This window comes from Vagococcus salmoninarum (genome assembly GCF_003987495.1).
GTDB lineage: Bacteria > Bacillota > Bacilli > Lactobacillales > Vagococcaceae > Vagococcus_D > Vagococcus_D salmoninarum.
Genome location: NZ_NGJU01000003.1, coordinates 45,403 through 62,323, shown reverse-complemented (window position 1 = coordinate 62,323; position 16,921 = coordinate 45,403). Strand labels below are relative to the sequence as shown.

Genomic DNA, 16,921 nt, shown 5'->3' with positions numbered 1-16,921 from the left:
CGTATCTAGTTACATAGAAACGGTTAGGAGGTTTTTTTTATGGCAAGTCGTCACCAAAATCAATTTGAAGCCCGCATAATTCAAGAGCTAAGACCACGAGAGCGACTCCAAGAACTAGGTGGGGCAGCCTTGTCGGAACAAGAACTATTAGCCATTGTTTTGCGAACAGGGGCAAAAGAGTGTGATGTGCTGACCTTGGCAGGGGAATTACTAAATAAATTTGGGAATTTATACGAATTAAAGCAAGCTAGCACTAGCGAACTGGAAAAAATTAAAGGCATTGGCCCGATTAAAGCTTTAGAACTCGTAGCTACCTTTGAATTAAGTCGCAGGGTCAATCGTTCACGGCAAATTAAGCTAGGCACAGTCACTTCAAGTGCTAGTATCGCTGGGGTTATGATTGAGGAGCTAAGAGACAGTGTCCAAGAACAGTTAATTGGGATTTACTTAAATACTAAGAATCAAATTATTAAAAAAGTTTTATTGTTTCAAGGCAGTTTAAATCAAAGCATTGCTCATCCACGGGATATTTATCACCATGCTGTTAAATGTTCTGCCGCTCGGATTATTTTAGTACATAATCATCCATCTGGGGATTGCCGACCATCTGCTAATGATTTAGAATTCACTAAGCGAGTAGTTAAATGTGGGGAGTTAATGGGGATCGAAATATTAGATCATCTGATTGTTGGGTGTGATACTTATCGTAGTTTAAAAGAAGATGGCGTTATTTAATAACCCTTTCATTCTCAGTTGTGAAAACGTTCTACTTGCATTTGTTTTATTAATACGTTATGATTATAGTTGTAATTCTACTTAGTTAACAGGGGAATTTAAGCCTCAGTTTCACGGAAGAAAAGGGTTACAATATTATGTGCAGAAATAGGCACGAGGAGGAAACACAACATGGAACAAGGTTCAGTAAAATGGTTTAACGCAGAAAAAGGTTTTGGCTTTATCCAACGCGAGAATGACGGTGGCGATGTTTTTGTTCACTTTTCAGCGATTCAAGGCGAAGGATTCAAAGCATTAGAAGAAGGTCAATCAGTAACTTTTGAAATTGAAGATACAGATCGTGGCCCACAAGCAGCTAACGTAACTAAAAACTAAAAAAATTAATTCAAAACACTTAGTCGGGAGATTAAGTGTTTTTTTGTATAATAAAACAGACATAATAAGATAACTTATCATGTCTGTTTTAGTTGCCAGCTTAATTGAAAAGTTAGGCACTCTTCAGTTATTTAATTAGCGAGCACGACTTTTTCTCATAGCTTTCCGACGATTGTCTTCAACCATGTTTTCTTTTTCTTCGATTGGTTCGATCACTGTTTTTTTGACGCCATATAATAAACCAGCTAAGGTAGCGACAGTGATAGTTGTTCCTGTTACAAAACCAGTTACAAATTTCTTCATGTTTATCACCTTCTCACTCAGATATATGTTCTATTATCCAACATATTGTCAAAAAAAGCTAGTAAAAAAGAAATAGCTAGATAGATACACCTTTATCGTAGAAAGTGATAGAATAAAAGAGAACTGGAGGCTAGTAATATGACAAAAGTAATTGCCCACCGTGGCAGCAAAGGAACCCACCCGGAAAACACCTTAGTAGCGTATCAAGAAGCCATCGATTGTCAGGCTGATGGGATTGAAATTGATGTCCAATACACGAAAGATCGCCAACTAGTAGTTATCCATGATAATACTGTCGATCGCACGACTAATGGTCATGGGGAAATCGATTCATTGACTTTAGCAGAAATTCAACAATTAGATGCCGGTAGTTGGTTTGATGAGAGTTATAAAAACCAACGAGTGCCGAGCTTTTTAGAAGTATTAGATTTTTTACAAAAACAAAATTTTAAAGGGTTACTTAACATTGAAATAAAAACTGATGAAAAACCTTATTTGGGGATTGAGAAAGATATAGCGGCGATGTTGCAGACTCAAAGCTGGTCTTTTAGTTACTTATATTCTAGTTTTAATTTGAAGTCATTGGAATTAATTCAAGAACTTGATCCTGAGCCAGAAAAAGCCTATATTATTGGGACTTCTGAAAAAAAAGTAAAAAGAGCCCGAGAATTAATTGACATCGCAAGCATTCATCCGGATCTTCGTTGGGTGATGAAAGCGGGGGATAAAGTGAAAGAGTATCCTAAAAATATCCGTCCTTGGACAGTTAATGAAGAGCATCAAATGCAATATTGTTTCCGTAAAAAGTTAGCTGGTATTCATACAGACTACCCACGAGAAGCAATCCGCTATCGAAAATTAATGAAACCGACACTAGAATAGGAGTAACTATGACTAAGAGACAAAAAGTATTAGTGATTATCGGACCAACAGCCGTTGGCAAGACGGCTTTAAGTATTGAGTTAGCCCAAGAGTATCAAGGCGAAATTATTAGCGGCGACTCTTTACAAGTCTATCAAGGCTTAGATATCGGTACAGCTAAAGTGACAGAAGAGGAAAAAGCTGGTGTTCCTCATCATTTGATTGATATTAGAACATTGGCAGAAAGTTTTTCCGTGGCGGATTTTCAAGAATTAGCTCGAGAGAAAATTACGGAAATTGCTGAGGCTGGTAAATTACCAATCGTCGTTGGCGGAACGGGGTTATACATTCAAGCCTTATTATTTGATTTCGAATTAGGGAGCCAGGACAAGTTATTAGACACTAGTCAGTTACGAAAAGAACTGACTGAGCTAGCAGAACTAGAAGGCAACGTCGGTGTCTGGGAACGTCTTCGGCGCCAAGATTCAGCGGCGGCAGAGAGTATTCACCCGAATAATCTGAAACGAGTGATTCGGGGAATTGAACTGATTGAATTAACGGGTAAAAGTATTACTGAGCAGAAGCAAACTGATTTTCGCGATTTAAGCAATAGTTTGTACGATGTTAAATTAATCGCCTTAGAAACGGAAAGGGACTTACTTTACCAACGAATTAATCAACGAGTCGATCAGATGATGAAAGCTGATTTGTTAAGTGAAGCCAAGCTATTCCTTGACCAACGTGACAGTCAAGGAACCCAAGGGATCGGCTACAAAGAGTTTTTCCCGTACTTTGATGGCGAGATTGAATTACAAGTAGCCGTGGATCAAGTGAAACAAAATTCTCGCCGCTACGCTAAAAGACAGTTGACTTGGTTTAAAAACCGGATGACTGCAGAGTGGTGGGATTTAGTAACAAAACCAGAGGAGCAATCGAAGTTAGTCAATGAAGTTGGCAACTGGTTAGATAGTGGAAGGGAGCAGGATTAGTTTTTGTTAGAAAGAGAAAAAGTCATTTTAGTTGGGGTTGAAACCCAAGACAATCAGCAATATTTCGCAGAATCAATGTCTGAACTACAAAATTTAACGGAGACCGCCCAAGGGGAAGTTGTGTTTAATTTACTGCAAAAGCGTCAAAAAGTTGACCGTCAAACGATTATTGGTAAAGGGAAGTTACAAGAGCTTGTCCAATTAGTCGATGCTTATGAAGCTGATCTCGTCGTCTTTAACCAAGCGTTAACCCCCCGTCAAAGTCAGTTAGTCAACGATGCGGTCTCTGTTCGAGTCTTAGATCGGGTTCAGTTAATTCTTGATATTTTTGCGATGCGGGCCCAATCGAAAGCCGGTAAGCTCCAAGTAGAATTAGCCCAGTTAAATTACTTACTGCCACGATTGTCTGGTCAAGGGACTAGTTTGTCTCGTTTAGGTGGTGGGATCGGCACAAGAGGTCCTGGGGAAACAAAACTCGAAACGGATCGCCGTCATATTCGGAATAAAATTACGGGGATTCGCCGAGAGTTAAAAGAAGTCAGCGCCAGCCGCGATCGGAACCGGCAAAAACGCAAAGATGCCAATGTTTTTCAAATTGGTTTAATTGGTTACACTAACGCAGGGAAATCGACTTTATTAAATATGTTAACAGATGCTGGGACGTATTCTGAAGATCAGCTATTTGCGACCTTAGACCCTTTAACGAAGCAATGGCAAATGACAGAAGGCTTTCAAGCAACCTTAACTGACACTGTTGGGTTTATTCAAGACTTACCGACTCAATTAATCGAAGCCTTCCAATCGACTTTAGAAGAAAGCCGTAATATGGACTTACTGCTTCATGTAGTAGATGCAAGTTCAGAAGACCGCCATCTACAAGAACAAACTGTTTTGTCTTTAATGTCAGAATTGGAAATGAGTCAATTACCAGTCTTGACTGTCTATAATAAAATGGATCAAGTTGTGGCCCACGATTTTGTGCCAACCTTATTTCCTTATGTGCAAATCTCATCAAAAAATCCGACAGACAAAGGCGTAGTTGAAGATGGCATTCGCAAAATGTTGATGGAAACATTTGAACCGTATGAAAAGCACTTAGGCGCAAGTGAGGGCTATCTTTTAAATCGCCTAGCAACAGATACGTTGTTAATTAGTCAAGAATTTGATGAAAATCAAGAAGAGTACATCGTCAAGGGTTTTGCAGCAACTGACTCTCGTTGGCTTGAAGGAACAGAGGAATAAAAGGCTTATTTTTAGAGTGATAGTTAAGGCTGCTTATTTTTGAATTCCTTGGAAAAAATAGCTTAGAGGAAAATAGTTGTCTTAATGTTTTTAAGTTGGTCTAAATGTTTTAACGTGTGATTTTAAAACGCCGACACATTAATTACTAGTTGTTACCTTAATAAATCAGGCTTCAAGCTTTTGATAATAATTATCAAAAGCTTTTTTTATTTAATTGGTCTACCTTAATAAAAACTTTATTTTTTGATGTTAGAAAAGCTAACATCAAAGGTTGACAGCTTTTTTAGTAACTGGTATTCTTTTATTATTAATTGAGCGGAGGGATGTTGTGAGTGAAAAAGAATTACGGAAGTCGATGTCAGTTTTCCCAATTGGAACAGTCATAAAATTAACTGATCTAACTGCTAGGCAAATTCGTTACTACGAAGAACAGGAACTAGTGAAACCGGAAAGAACCCAAGGCAATCAACGAATGTATTCTTTGAATGATGTGGATCGTTTGTTAGAAATTAAAGATTGGTTAGCTGCTGGTTATAATATGGCAGGTATTCAGGATATTTACGAACAAGCTCAAATCAAACAACGTCATTCTCAACAAACTCTCCACTTAACGGACAATGATGTGCGGAGGATTTTTTACGATGAATTGCTTTCTGAAAGTGGTTTAACGGGGGCCAATCCTTTCCAATCTGAAGGCCCACGCTTTTAAAGTAACTTTGTTTACTTTTGGAGATGTTTAATGTAAGGAATTAAAATCTAGCAAAAATGGGGACGACACAGTGGAAAAAAATGAAAAAAGAATCAATGAAATTGGAAAAATCGCGAAAGAAGAAAACGTCAGATTTTTACGCTTAATGTTTACTGACGTCATGGGAACAATTAAAAATGTGGAAGTCCCAATTAGCCAATTAGACAAAGTTTTAAGTAATAAGATGATGTTTGATGGGTCATCAATCGAAGGCTTCGTCCGCATTGAAGAAAGTGACATGTACTTATTTCCAGACTTAGATACGTGGTTAATCTTCCCCTGGGAAAACGGTGAAGGCAAAGTTGCTCGTTTAATTTGCGACATTTACACACCAGAAGGCTTGCCTTTTAAAGGTGACCCTCGTGGCAATTTAAAACGAGTCGTCAAAGAAATGGCTGATTTAGGCTTCACTTCATTTAACTTAGGGCCAGAACCAGAATTCTTCTTATTCAAATTAGATCAAGCTGGTAAACCAACCTTGGAATTAAATGACACTGGCGGTTACTTTGATTTCTCACCTCAAGATCTAGGGGAAGACTGTCGTCGTGATATCGTTCTGGAACTTGAAAACTTAGGCTTTGAAGTTGAAGCCTCTCATCATGAATGTGCTCCTGGCCAACATGAAATTGATTTTAAATACGCTGACGTCCTTGAGGCTTGTGACAATATCCAAACGTTTAAGCTCGTTGTTAAAACAATTGCTCGTAAACATGGCTTACATGCTACTTTCATGCCGAAACCCTTACATGGAATTGCTGGTTCAGGCATGCACTGTAATATGTCATTATTCACCGAAAAAGGCAATGCCTTCTTTGATGAAACTGGCGATCGTCAATTAAGCCAAACAGCCTATCACTTCTTAGGTGGCTTATTAGAGCATGCCCGTGCTTACACAGCAGTTTGTAACCCAACAGTCAATTCATACAAACGTTTAGTCCCAGGCTTTGAAGCCCCAGTCTACGTTGCTTGGAGTGGTCGCAACCGTTCACCGTTAGTTCGAGTTCCGGCAGCTCGCGGTGCTTCTACTCGGCTTGAATTACGTTCAGTTGACCCGACAGCTAATCCTTACTTAGCGATGGCGGTCTTACTAGAAGCAGGCTTAGATGGTATTCGTAAAGAAATTGAACCACCAGCAGAAGTGAATCGTAACATCTACGTGATGAACGAAGAGGAACGAGCAGCAGCTGAAATTACCGACTTACCATCAACGTTACACAATGCGTTAAAAGCGATGACTAAAGACGAAGTCGTCAAAGGGGCTTTAGGCGAGCATATCTACGCTAACTTCGTAGAAGCTAAACGTTTAGAGTGGCATGCCTTCCGTCAACAAGTGTCTGAGTGGGAAAGAGAACAATATTTAGAATTGTATTAAGAGTCGATAAATTTAAAAGACCTCTGAAGCTAATTTAGTTTCAGAGGTTTTTTTGCTAGTCTGAAAGACAAGCTGATTATTGTGAAAGACATAAAGTTGGAGAGTGAATTTTAGTACTAAATGCTGACAGGTGAGCTGTGCTTTTTTTGTAGTTAGTGCTATACTTTAAGAAACAATATGTGATGAAAGAGGTGCCTTAATGACTTGGAAGCAAGTAGTTAAACAATGGCAAGAATATGAAGCATTAGATGATAAATTAAAAATAGAATTAACTGAGTTAAGTCAACACCCCCAAGAACTTGAAGAGGCTTTTTACGCTCCTTTAGAATTCGGAACAGCTGGTATGCGGGGACTGATCGGACCAGGGATTAACCGAATGAACATTTATACCGTTCGCCAAGCAACAGAAGGACTGGCTTTGTTTATTGAAGAGGCTAAGTTAAAAGAGACATATAAAGTCGCAATCGCTTACGACAGCCGTCATCAGTCGGAAGTTTTTGCTTTGGAAGCCGCTCGTGTTCTAGGGGCTCATAATTTTGAAGTCTTTCTATTTGAAAGTTTACGACCAACACCGGAACTATCATTTGCCCTTAGAGAATTAAACTGTGATGGTGGAATTATGATCACAGCTAGTCATAATCCAGCCAGTTATAACGGATTTAAAGTTTATGGCTCAGACGGTGGTCAACTGCCACCAGCTGAGGCAGATCGTTTAACTGCCTACGTTCGCCAATTAGATTCACCATTGGAAATTCAAGTCATGGCGGCAGAAGCAGTGGCGAGCTCACCATTGATTCATTATTTAGGTGAAGAGATGGACCAGCGTTATTTAGCAGCCTTAACAAGTGTTAGTTTAAACAAAAAATTAATTGCAACACATGGTCAAGAGTTAAAGATTGTTTATACACCACTTCACGGGACTGGCGGTATGCTAGTTAGTCGCGCTTTAGCCCAAGCTGGTTTTACTGCAATGACGATGGAGCCTGCTCAGGCTAAAATTGATCCAGATTTTTCAACAGTGCCTTCGCCGAATCCGGAAGAGTTTTCCGCCTTTGAATACGCCATCCGTTTAGGTAAGACGACTCAAGCAGACTTGCTGTTAGCGACAGATCCAGACGCTGACCGTCTCGGAGCGGCAATTAAATTAAGTAACGGTGACTATGACATTTTATCAGGTAATCAAATCGCAGCCCTATTAGTTGATTACTTATTGAATTATTATCAAGAGCAGCAATGTCTTCCTGCTCAAGGAGTCGTTCTGAAGTCGATCGTCTCGACTGAATTAGTAACTGGAATTTGTGAGGCCTACGGTGTTAAGTTAGAAAATGTCTTAACGGGCTTTAAATTTATTGCCGAACGAATTAAAGGTTATGAAGAAAACCACAACCAAGAGTTTTTGTTTGGTTTTGAAGAAAGTTATGGTTACTTGATTAAACCTTTTGTCCGGGATAAAGATGCGATTCAAGGGCTCTTACTTTTATCGGAAGTGGCGTTGTTCCATAAAAAACAAGGACACAGCTTATTAGAAGCTTTAAATAATATTTATGAAAAGTATGGCTATTACGCTGAAAAGACTGTTTCGATTATGATGGCAGGTCAAACGGGGCAACAAAAAATTGCCGAACTAATGGCTACTATTAAAGCTCAACCGTTAACGGAAATCGCTAATCTGCCAGTTGAAATAATCGAAGATTACAGTCAACAACGACGAACCTTTGCAAATCAACAAGTCGAAGTAATCGATTTACCCCAAGCAGATGTCTTGAAATATTATTTAGTTGACGGAAGTTGGTTAGCCATCCGTCCTTCAGGAACTGAACCTAAAATCAAGTTTTATATTGGAGTTAAAGGTCAAAGTTCCCAAGAGGCGACAAACAAAATCGCGGCAATTGAACAGGCGATTCAGTCCTTAATTAAATAAAACGGAAAGATTTCACTTTGTAAGTTAAAATTCTAGACATTTTATTGAAAAAGGCTTAGCATAATAACAACTAGTCAACTTGTTTCAAGTGGAGGAGGAAAATAACCATGGCTGAGTTAACGGCAACACCAGAGATGATTGAAAAAGTCAGTCAATTATATAAAGCCCTCAGTGACCCAACCCGGATTAAAATCTTAACGTTGTTAAGTCAATCTGAATTAAATGTGAGTGCAATTGTTGAACGGATTGGTTTAGAACAATCGGCAGTCTCTCACCAATTAAAATTATTACGCTTAAATCATTTAGTTAAAGCTCGTAAAGAAGGAAAAACGGTTTTTTATTCATTAGACGACCAACATGTTGTTGATATTTTAGGTCAAAGTTTCAAACATATCACCCATCAAGGGGAGCGATAAAAAAATAAAACTTTTAGTCTAAGGGCTGGAAGTTTTATTTTTTTTAGTTAATTTAGTTGAAAGTCGAAAGAGTGCTAGCATTAGCTTGAAATTTTAGTTATACTGATAAATGAATATTTGATTAGAAGTCTGTGAAAATCATTTAATGTCTAATGAAATGAGGGTTATTAATGGAAAAGTTAAAAGTAGCAGTTTTAGGATTAGGAACAGTTGGGGCAAGTGTGCCACTCATTTTAAGGGAACATCAAGAAAAAATATCCCAAGTGACCGGAGTTGAAATTCTAGTCTCAAAAGCACTCGTTAGAAATATCCCAGCTAAAAAAGCCTTAGCAGAAGAATATGACATTGAACTTACTACGAATTATGAAGACATTTTGAATGATTCGGAAATTAAAATCGTCGTTGAGTTAATCGGTCAAATTGAACCGGCTAAAACGTATATCTTAGAAGCCTTAGCTAAGGGCAAACATGTTGTTACAGCTAATAAAGATTTGTTAGCGTTACACGGCAAAGAATTAATTAGTGCGGCTAAAAAAGCTAAAGTGGATCTATATTATGAAGCGAGTGTAGCAGGCGGGATTCCGATTTTGCGGACGATAGCTAATAGCTTAGCCGCGGACAATATTACGAGTGTTAAAGGGATTTTGAATGGGACAACTAACTACATGTTAAGTAAAATGGCAACGGAAGGAAGCACCTATGAGGAAGCCTTAGCAGAAGCTCAAAGTCTAGGCTTTGCTGAAAGTGATCCGACCAATGATGTTGACGGCATTGATGCAGCTTACAAAGTCGCAATCCTTAGCCAATTTGCTTTTGGCATGAGTTTAGAAGTAGGTGATATTGAACAACAAGGGATTCGCGGGATTGCTCAAGCTGACATTCAAATGGCTCAACAACTTGGCTATGAAGTTAAATTAATAGGCTCAGCGGAAAAAAATCAAGGCAGCGTTTCTGCTAATGTAGGGCCAGTCTTAGTTGCTAAGTCCCATCCGTTAGCCTCAGTTCAAAATGAGATGAATGGTGTTTACGTTAAAAGTTCTGGGGTACGAGAGTCGATGTACTATGGGCCGGGTGCAGGTGCTAAACCAACAGCAACGAGTGTCGTCAGTGACTTAATCACAGTAGCTAAAAACAGTCGTTTGGGCATTAATGGCTATTTATTTAATAGTTATGTGAGTGACACGAAGTTAACCTCAGCAACTGAAATCAAAGGGAAGTTTTATTTATCGATTCAAGTAGTAGATAAAGTTGGCCAATTTTTAAAATTAACTGAAATTATTACTGGGACAGGTGTTAGCATTGATCAATTAATTCAACAAAAATCAGCAAATGATTCAGCTCGAATTGTCGCGATTACGCATGAAATGACTAAAGCGCAATTAATGACAGTTATCGACCAGATTAACGACGTAACAGAATTTAAATTAATTGCCGCTTATGAAGTTTTAGACAAATAAATGAATGAAAGCATGTGATAATAGATGAAAATTAGAATACCAGCGACTAGTGCCAATTTAGGTTGTGGTTTTGACTCATGTGGCATAGGCTTATCTTTATACTTACATTTAGACACAGGTGATTTGGCTGAAACATGGCATATCGAACATAGTTTGGCAGGGATTCCTAGTGACGCCAGTAATTTAATTATTGAAACAGCCTTGAAATTAAAGCCAGACTTAGCCCCTCGATCAATGAAAATGCAAACGGATATCCCACCTTCCCGGGGCTTAGGTAGTAGCTCCAGTGCAATTATTGCCGGTATTGAACTAGCTAATCGAGAAGGCGGCTTAGGCTTGTCTCGCAGTGAAAAATTACGAATTGCGACAGAGTTAGAAGGTCATCCTGATAATGTCGCTCCAGCAATTTACGGCGGCTTTGTTGTAGCAAGTTATGATCAACGGGAAGTTAGCAGTGTCAAACATCATTTTCCAGATTGTGATTTAATTGTCTTTATTCCAAACCAAGAATTATTAACGAGTGAAAGTCGAGACGTCTTACCGAAAACTCTTGATTACCAAGAAGCGGTAACGGCTAGTAGTATCAGTAATGTGATGATTGGTGCGGTCTTAAATGGTAACTTACCTTTGGCAGGTAAAATGATGGAACGGGACTTGTGGCATGAAAAATATCGAGGACACTTAGTACCTTATTTAGCGCCAATTAGAAAAGTCAGCCAACAAGTCGGCGCTTACGCCACGGTCTTAAGTGGCGCAGGGCCAACGATTTTGACATTTTCACCTTATGAAAAAACTGAAGCCTTAGTTGCTCAGATTAGAGAATTAAAGCTTAAAGGACGAGTGGAAGTTTTAGCCATCGATAAAGAAGGCATTCAAGTTTATTAAGTAGCAAAAAAGCTGTGACTATTAGAAGTCACAGCTTTTTTTATGAATTAATATAGTTAGATGGTAACTTATCCGTAATAACTATGTTCTTGTAAATCTAAGCTGTCAAGAATGATAGAGGCTGTTTCTTCAATTGATAAGTCAGCCACATTGATGACGAGGCAATCAAGTTTCTGATAGAGGTCAGCTGCGAAAGTTAACTCTTCTTTAATTTTATCAATGTTTGAATAAGCAGTTTCAGGATTTAAACCGTAAGCTTTCATGCGTTCTTGGCGAATTTTGTTTAAAATACTCGGATTGTTTGTGAGACCAACAATTTTTTTAGGGTCAACTTCCCAAAGCTGTTTAGGAATATGGGCTTGAGGAATTAAAGGTAAGTTGGCAACTTTTAAATTTTTATTTGCTAAAAATAAGCTTAAAGGTGTTTTAGAAGTCCGAGAGACTCCTAATAAGACGATGTCAGCTTCTAAGAAACCTTTTGGGTCTTTCCCATCATCATACTTAACAGCAAATTCCATTGCATTAATGCGGCTGAAATAGTTTTGATCCAGGGAATGTACGGCACCAGCGACGCGATTAGGCTTAATATCTGAACGACGAGCAATCTCATTAACTAAAGGCGACAATAGATCCATGCAAAATAAATTATGTTCATGGCAAAAACTATTGGCGATTTTAACAAACTCTTCAGAAATCATCGTATGGACGACCATGGCGTTATCAGCTAGGGCATCTTCTAAAGATGTTAATAAATCGGCTTCTTCTTGAACGAAAGTGTTGCGGACTAAGGTAATATCTGATGTTTCATACTGGGCCACTGAAGCTTGAGCCAATTTTGAGGCTGTTTCCCCAGCAGAATCAGAAATAATATAAATAAAAATCGGTTTTTTAGTCATAAGTAAGTCCCTTCCTTGATTTTATTCAATTAATATTATAGCATAGTTGAGAGAGGGAAGGGCTGATTTCAAATGGAAGATAATCGAATTGTTGAAGCACTAGCCGTTATGAAAGAACAAGGCTATAAATACACAAAGAAACGTGAAGCAATGCTAACTTTTTTAATGAGTGAAGATAAGTACACGAGTGCTAAAGAAGTTTACGAGTTTATGAATCAGCAATATGCTGGAATTAGTTATGATACCATTTACCGTAACTTAAAAGATTTTTCTGATATCCACTTATTAGAAGAAACAGAGCTAAGTGGTGAAAAAAAGTTTAAATTTCATTGCAATCATCACGAACACGGCCATCATCATCATTTTATTTGTACGTCTTGTGGGGCGACCCGAGAAATTGCCATGTGTCCGATGGATTACTTTAAAGAGCAATTAGCCGGCTGTTTAATTGAAAGCCATCGCTTCGAAATTTTAGGGAAATGCGAAAAATGTTTAAAAAATAACTAAAAAAACTAGAAATAATTAAAAAGATCGCGAAAGATAGTTGACGTAAAAAAATAGATTCGCTATAATGTTAAGAGAACAGTTTTTTGTTGTCCGGTTTTATGACTTGTGACAGGAAAAACGGTTACTTTTTAAGCACGGGGGGAGGGAATTTGTATGTCAAAAACAGTTGTTAAGAAAAATGAATCTCTTGATGATGCTCTTCGTCGCTTCAAACGTTCCGTTTCAAAAACTGGTACTTTGCAAGAATACCGCAAACGTGAGTATTACGAAAAACCAAGTGTGAAGCGTAAGAAGAAATCTGAAGCCGCGAGAAAACGTAAGAAATTCTAGTTTTCAATGATTGGAGCTGATCCTAATGTCGCTTCTTACCCAATTGAATGAAGATATAAAAACAGCTATGAGAGCTAAAGATAAACCAGCTTTAGATGTTCTTAGATTGTTAAAAGCTTCTGTTCAAAACGAACAAATCGCTAAAGGCGAAGATTTAACGACCGATGAGGAAGTGACAGTCTTAGCTCGAGAGATGAAGCAACGCCGTGATTCAATAACTGAATACGGAAAAGCTGGTCGAGATGATTTGATTGAAACAGTAAAAGCGGGCATCACTATTGTCGAAAACTATTTACCAAAACAACTAGATGAATCTGAGGTTCGTCAAATTGTCAGTGAGGCGATTGCCGCGACTGGAGCAACCTCTCAAGCAGAGTTTGGGAAAGTCATGGGAGCCGTTATGCCGAAAGTTAAAGGCAAAGCTGATGGTAACTTAGTCAATGGGATGGTCAAGGAATTATTACAACAGAAATAACATAGAAACCAATGGGAGTAATCCTGTTGGTTTTTTTGATGCAATCATAGCTATTTCATGAGGAAAGCAAGCTAAAAAAAGAAAGATTCTTTTAGGATAATCGAAAGTGTGGTATTATTTGAGGTAGTATCGCGATTATTATAAAAAAAGGAGCTGTTCTTTTTTTGATAGAACAAACAAATGTGTCTTTAGAAATTAAATTAAATAGTCAGGATGAAGCTGCCCAACTTTTGGGGACTCATGATAAACATTTAAAATTGATTGAAGAGAATCAGCACGTTACTATTCTGACTCGTGGAGAAATTATTCAAGTGACCGGCTCTGAATTACCTGTTCAAATTGTGATTGATATTTTTAAAAAATTACAGCAGTTAATTTTACGAAAAATTCCAATCAGTACACCGGATGTTGTCACGGCATTAAAGATGGCTGATAAAGGAACCCTTGAGTACTTTACAGATATGTACGACGGTGAAATTATTAAAGATAAAGATGGTAAATCTATCCGGGTGAAAAATTATGGGCAAAAACAATATGTGGAAATGATTAAAGCCCGGGATGTGACTTTTGGTATCGGACCAGCTGGAACCGGCAAAACTTTTTTGGCAGTTGTTATGGCAGTTGCGGCTTTAAAGCGGGGCGAAGTTCAAAAGATTGTCTTAACGCGACCAGCCGTTGAAGCAGGGGAAAGCTTAGGCTTCCTACCAGGGGACTTGAAAGAGAAAGTGGATCCGTATCTACGACCAGTCTATGACGCCTTACACGCTGTTTTTGGCATGGATCATACGAATCGCTTAATGGAACGAGGGGTCATCGAAATCGCCCCCCTAGCTTATATGCGTGGGCGAACACTTGAAGATTCTTTTGTTATTTTAGATGAGGCGCAAAATACGACAATTGCTCAAATGAAGATGTTTCTTACGCGCCTTGGTTTTAATTCCAAGATGATTGTCAACGGCGATATTTCGCAAATTGATTTACCGCGAGGCGTTACTAGTGGCTTAGTTCATGGCCAAAAAACATTAAATCACATTAAAAAAATTGGTTTCGTAAAATTTGAATCAAGTGATGTTGTGCGACACCCAGTTGTAGCAGAAATAATTGACGCTTATGAAGAAGAGACTAAATAACTGGCAACTTTCAGTGAAAAACTTGAAAGGTGCTCGTATTTATTTTTTTAGAATGGAGCAGTAAGGAGTTTAATCATGAAATTAGATTTTAGTTCAATGCAAAAGAAACTTGGCCGTAAATACATGATTGGCTTAGGTGTTGTTTTTGCTGTCTTGTGTTTTGTGTTGTTATACAATAACGTGCGACCAAAAGCTGTCTCAATCAATGAAGGCCAACTGGCAGAAGAAACGATTAGAGCGAATAAAACAATTGAAAACCGTTATGAAACAGAAGAAAAGAAACGGTTAGCCGCTGAAGCAATCAGTCCAGAATACAATTACGACAAAGAAATCGGCAAGAAACAAGGGGAATTAATTAACCAATTATTCGCTTTAGTTTCGGAAGTCAATGTTGATGCAGATAAAGAGTATCAGCAAAAACGTAATGCCGCTAAAGAAAAAGAAAAAGACGCTGTTCGACCAGCAACGAAAGAAGAAAAAGTTGCAGCGTTAAAGAAGAAGTTCGAATCGATTAACCAAGATGACATTGCCTTTTATCAAGGGTTCCCCACCGTCTTTTATGAAGGGATTTTTGATATTACTGAAGATGAGCTCAAAGCTGTTCGGGAAAATGGCGTTAAGCTAGTTGAAACGAATATGTCAGAACCGATTCGCAGTAGTACTCTAGGGGTAATTCGTCAAAAAGCGACAGATGACATTCAATATTTAGAATTAAATACGCAACTCCAACAGTTAGTTAAATACATTGTGAACCGCGGCTTAGTTGTCAATGAAGCCGCCAATGATAAGAAAACCGAAGAACTGCGAGAACAAGCAAAAAGCAATATTAAGCCAGTGATGATTTATCAAGGGGAAGTGATTGTTCGTGAAGGGGTCCAAATCGACACTCGAGCCATTCAAAAACTTGAATTACTCGGCTTAACTAGTCGGGAACCGTCAATCTTTCCAATCGTAGCCTTAGGTTCTTTAATTGCCTTACAATTAATTGTTTTAGGCTACTTAGTTTTTCATACAACAGGTGTTGAGAAGAAAGTCCGCTTTACGACGTTTTATGTCTTTATGATGTTAGTCGGGATTGTCGTAATGAAAGCTTTGCAGTTATTTCAAACCGAAGCCTCTTCATTTGTCCCAATGCTCTTTCCAGCAGCCTTTACACCCCTCGTCTTAAACTTATTCATCAATCGTCGGGCAAGTATCATGGGGGCCTTGTTTCAAGTTGCCTTTTCGATGTTTGTTTTCTATGATTTATTAGGAACGAGTACTATGGTGTTAATTACTATTACTTATATGTTCACTGGTTTAATGGCGACATTAATTAAACGGGAACGAATTGGTCGTCAATTAGGAGCAGCTGCTTTATGGTTGATTGTCTTTCCAACGTTGTTCGTCTTTGTAGTAGCAACCTACCAAGGGATGGAATTTGCTGATCCTAAAACGTTAACGACATTACTTTGTTCACTACTAGGTGGCGGCTTTGCTTACTTGATGTCAGTCGGTCTCCATCCGTATATTGAGTTAATGTTAAACGATGACAGTGTCTTAGTTTTAAATGAATTAAGTAATCCAAATCATCCTTTACTTAAAAAGTTACTAGAAGAAGCACCGGGAACTTATCATCATAGTATGATGGTAGCTAGTTTAAGTGCGAATGCAGTTGCTGATATTGGTGGTCGCTCATTATTAACACGAGTGGCTTGTTACTACCACGACATTGGCAAAATCAAGCATGCTAACTTCTTCGTTGAAAACTTACCTGACGGGGCAGAAAATCCTCATAATTTCTTGTTGCCAGAAGACAGTAAAGAAATTATCTTTAGCCATGTTACTGAAGGAGTTAAAATTTTACAAAAAGAAAACATGCCTCAGCTAGTTATCGATGTTTGTCAACAACATCATGGGACAACGTTGATGGGCTTCTTTTACTCAAAAGCCAAAGAGCGTAATCCAGAGACAGAAGAGCAAGAGTTCCGTTATCCAGGGCCACGGCCTTTAACTAAAGAAGCTGGGGTAGTTAGTTTAGCTGACACTTGTGAAGCTGCTGTGCGAGCAATGGATCACCCTACGAATGATAAAATCAAAAAATTTGTTAATGACTTAATAAAAAACCGGTTATTAGACGGCCAGCTTGATGAGACAGGCTTAACAATGGCTGAAATTAGAATTGTTGAAAAGTCATTAATCAATGGCTTATGTAGCACGTTCCATTCAAGAATTAAATACCCGAAAATGAAGTCGGAAGCTGAAGAAATGAAGAAAGAACAGGAAGCGAGAGTATAATT

At 38.4% G+C, this 16,921-nt stretch carries 18 protein-coding genes; 16 read left to right on the top strand and 2 right to left on the bottom strand.

Translation table 11 applies throughout. The annotated features are described in order from the left end of the window. Positions 1–39: 39 nt before the first annotated feature. Positions 40–735, top strand: a complete 696-nt coding sequence (gene radC / locus CBF35_RS02925; RefSeq protein ID WP_126778426.1) for a RadC family protein — start codon at positions 40–42, stop codon at positions 733–735. A 171-nt stretch (positions 736–906) separates the two neighbouring features. After that, positions 907–1,110, top strand: coding sequence for a cold-shock protein (locus CBF35_RS02920; protein ID WP_126778425.1), 204 nt, complete (start codon positions 907–909; stop codon positions 1,108–1,110). 135 nt (positions 1,111–1,245) lie between these two features. On the opposite strand, the gene CBF35_RS02915 is transcribed toward CBF35_RS02920, so the two are convergent. Then, complete coding sequence (locus CBF35_RS02915) at positions 1,246–1,413, bottom strand: DUF3042 family protein (RefSeq protein ID WP_126778423.1); 168 nt, start codon at positions 1,411–1,413, stop codon at positions 1,246–1,248. 138 nt (positions 1,414–1,551) lie between these two features. On the opposite strand from CBF35_RS02915, the gene CBF35_RS02910 reads away from it, so the two are divergent. The 9 genes from CBF35_RS02910 to thrB all read left to right on the top strand — a co-directional run bounded on the left by CBF35_RS02910 (position 1,552) and on the right by thrB (position 11,304). After that, a complete protein-coding gene (locus CBF35_RS02910; RefSeq protein WP_126778421.1) occupies positions 1,552–2,295 on the top strand; it encodes a glycerophosphodiester phosphodiesterase in 744 nt (247 codons plus the stop codon). An 8-nt stretch (positions 2,296–2,303) separates the two neighbouring features. Continuing rightward, a complete protein-coding gene (gene miaA / locus CBF35_RS02905; RefSeq protein WP_126778419.1) occupies positions 2,304–3,263 on the top strand; it encodes a tRNA (adenosine(37)-N6)-dimethylallyltransferase MiaA in 960 nt (319 codons plus the stop codon). Positions 3,264–3,266: 3 nt separating this feature from the next. Then, positions 3,267–4,505, top strand: coding sequence for a GTPase HflX (gene hflX / locus CBF35_RS02900; protein ID WP_126778417.1), 1,239 nt, complete (start codon positions 3,267–3,269; stop codon positions 4,503–4,505). A gap of 328 nt (positions 4,506–4,833) precedes the next feature. Next, positions 4,834–5,214 carry a MerR family transcriptional regulator gene (locus CBF35_RS02895; protein WP_126778416.1) on the top strand — a complete coding sequence of 127 codons (381 nt, stop codon included), beginning with the start codon at positions 4,834–4,836 and terminating at the stop codon, positions 5,212–5,214. Positions 5,215–5,284: 70 nt separating this feature from the next. Further along, entirely contained in the window at positions 5,285–6,625 is a 1,341-nt protein-coding gene (glnA, locus tag CBF35_RS02890; RefSeq protein ID WP_126778414.1) for a type I glutamate--ammonia ligase, read from the top strand. A gap of 199 nt (positions 6,626–6,824) precedes the next feature. Then, complete coding sequence (locus CBF35_RS02885; protein ID WP_126778412.1) at positions 6,825–8,546, top strand: phospho-sugar mutase; 1,722 nt, start codon at positions 6,825–6,827, stop codon at positions 8,544–8,546. Between the two features lie 107 nt (positions 8,547–8,653). Further along, positions 8,654–8,962 carry an ArsR/SmtB family transcription factor gene (locus CBF35_RS02880; protein WP_126778411.1) on the top strand — a complete coding sequence of 103 codons (309 nt, stop codon included), beginning with the start codon at positions 8,654–8,656 and terminating at the stop codon, positions 8,960–8,962. A gap of 170 nt (positions 8,963–9,132) precedes the next feature. Next, entirely contained in the window at positions 9,133–10,419 is a 1,287-nt protein-coding gene (locus CBF35_RS02875; RefSeq protein WP_126778409.1) for a homoserine dehydrogenase, read from the top strand. A 24-nt stretch (positions 10,420–10,443) separates the two neighbouring features. Next, positions 10,444–11,304: a homoserine kinase gene (gene thrB, locus CBF35_RS02870; protein ID WP_126778407.1), complete on the top strand. Its 861-nt coding sequence runs from the start codon at positions 10,444–10,446 to the stop codon at positions 11,302–11,304. 68 nt (positions 11,305–11,372) lie between these two features. Here the strand turns inward: thrB and CBF35_RS02865 are convergent, their stop codons facing one another. Next, entirely contained in the window at positions 11,373–12,200 is an 828-nt protein-coding gene (locus tag CBF35_RS02865) for a pyruvate, water dikinase regulatory protein (RefSeq protein ID WP_126778405.1), read from the bottom strand. A gap of 72 nt (positions 12,201–12,272) precedes the next feature. Here CBF35_RS02865 and CBF35_RS02860 point away from each other — a divergent pair, with 72 nt between their 5' ends. The 5 genes from CBF35_RS02860 (at position 12,273) to CBF35_RS02840 (ending at position 16,919) form a co-directional block, all read left to right on the top strand. Further along, a complete protein-coding gene (locus CBF35_RS02860) occupies positions 12,273–12,707 on the top strand; it encodes a Fur family transcriptional regulator (protein WP_126778403.1) in 435 nt (144 codons plus the stop codon). A gap of 153 nt (positions 12,708–12,860) precedes the next feature. Continuing rightward, complete coding sequence (gene rpsU, locus CBF35_RS02855; protein WP_023605663.1) at positions 12,861–13,037, top strand: 30S ribosomal protein S21; 177 nt, start codon at positions 12,861–12,863, stop codon at positions 13,035–13,037. Between the two features lie 25 nt (positions 13,038–13,062). Then, complete coding sequence (locus CBF35_RS02850) at positions 13,063–13,512, top strand: GatB/YqeY domain-containing protein (RefSeq protein WP_126778401.1); 450 nt, start codon at positions 13,063–13,065, stop codon at positions 13,510–13,512. A gap of 167 nt (positions 13,513–13,679) precedes the next feature. Beyond that, positions 13,680–14,642 carry a PhoH family protein gene (locus tag CBF35_RS02845; RefSeq protein WP_170174700.1) on the top strand — a complete coding sequence of 321 codons (963 nt, stop codon included), beginning with the start codon at positions 13,680–13,682 and terminating at the stop codon, positions 14,640–14,642. 75 nt (positions 14,643–14,717) lie between these two features. Continuing rightward, the gene (locus CBF35_RS02840; protein ID WP_126778399.1) at positions 14,718–16,919 is read left to right on the top strand and encodes an HD family phosphohydrolase; all 2,202 of its coding nucleotides are present in this window, start codon (positions 14,718–14,720) and stop codon (positions 16,917–16,919) included. Positions 16,920–16,921: the final 2 nt, after the last annotated feature.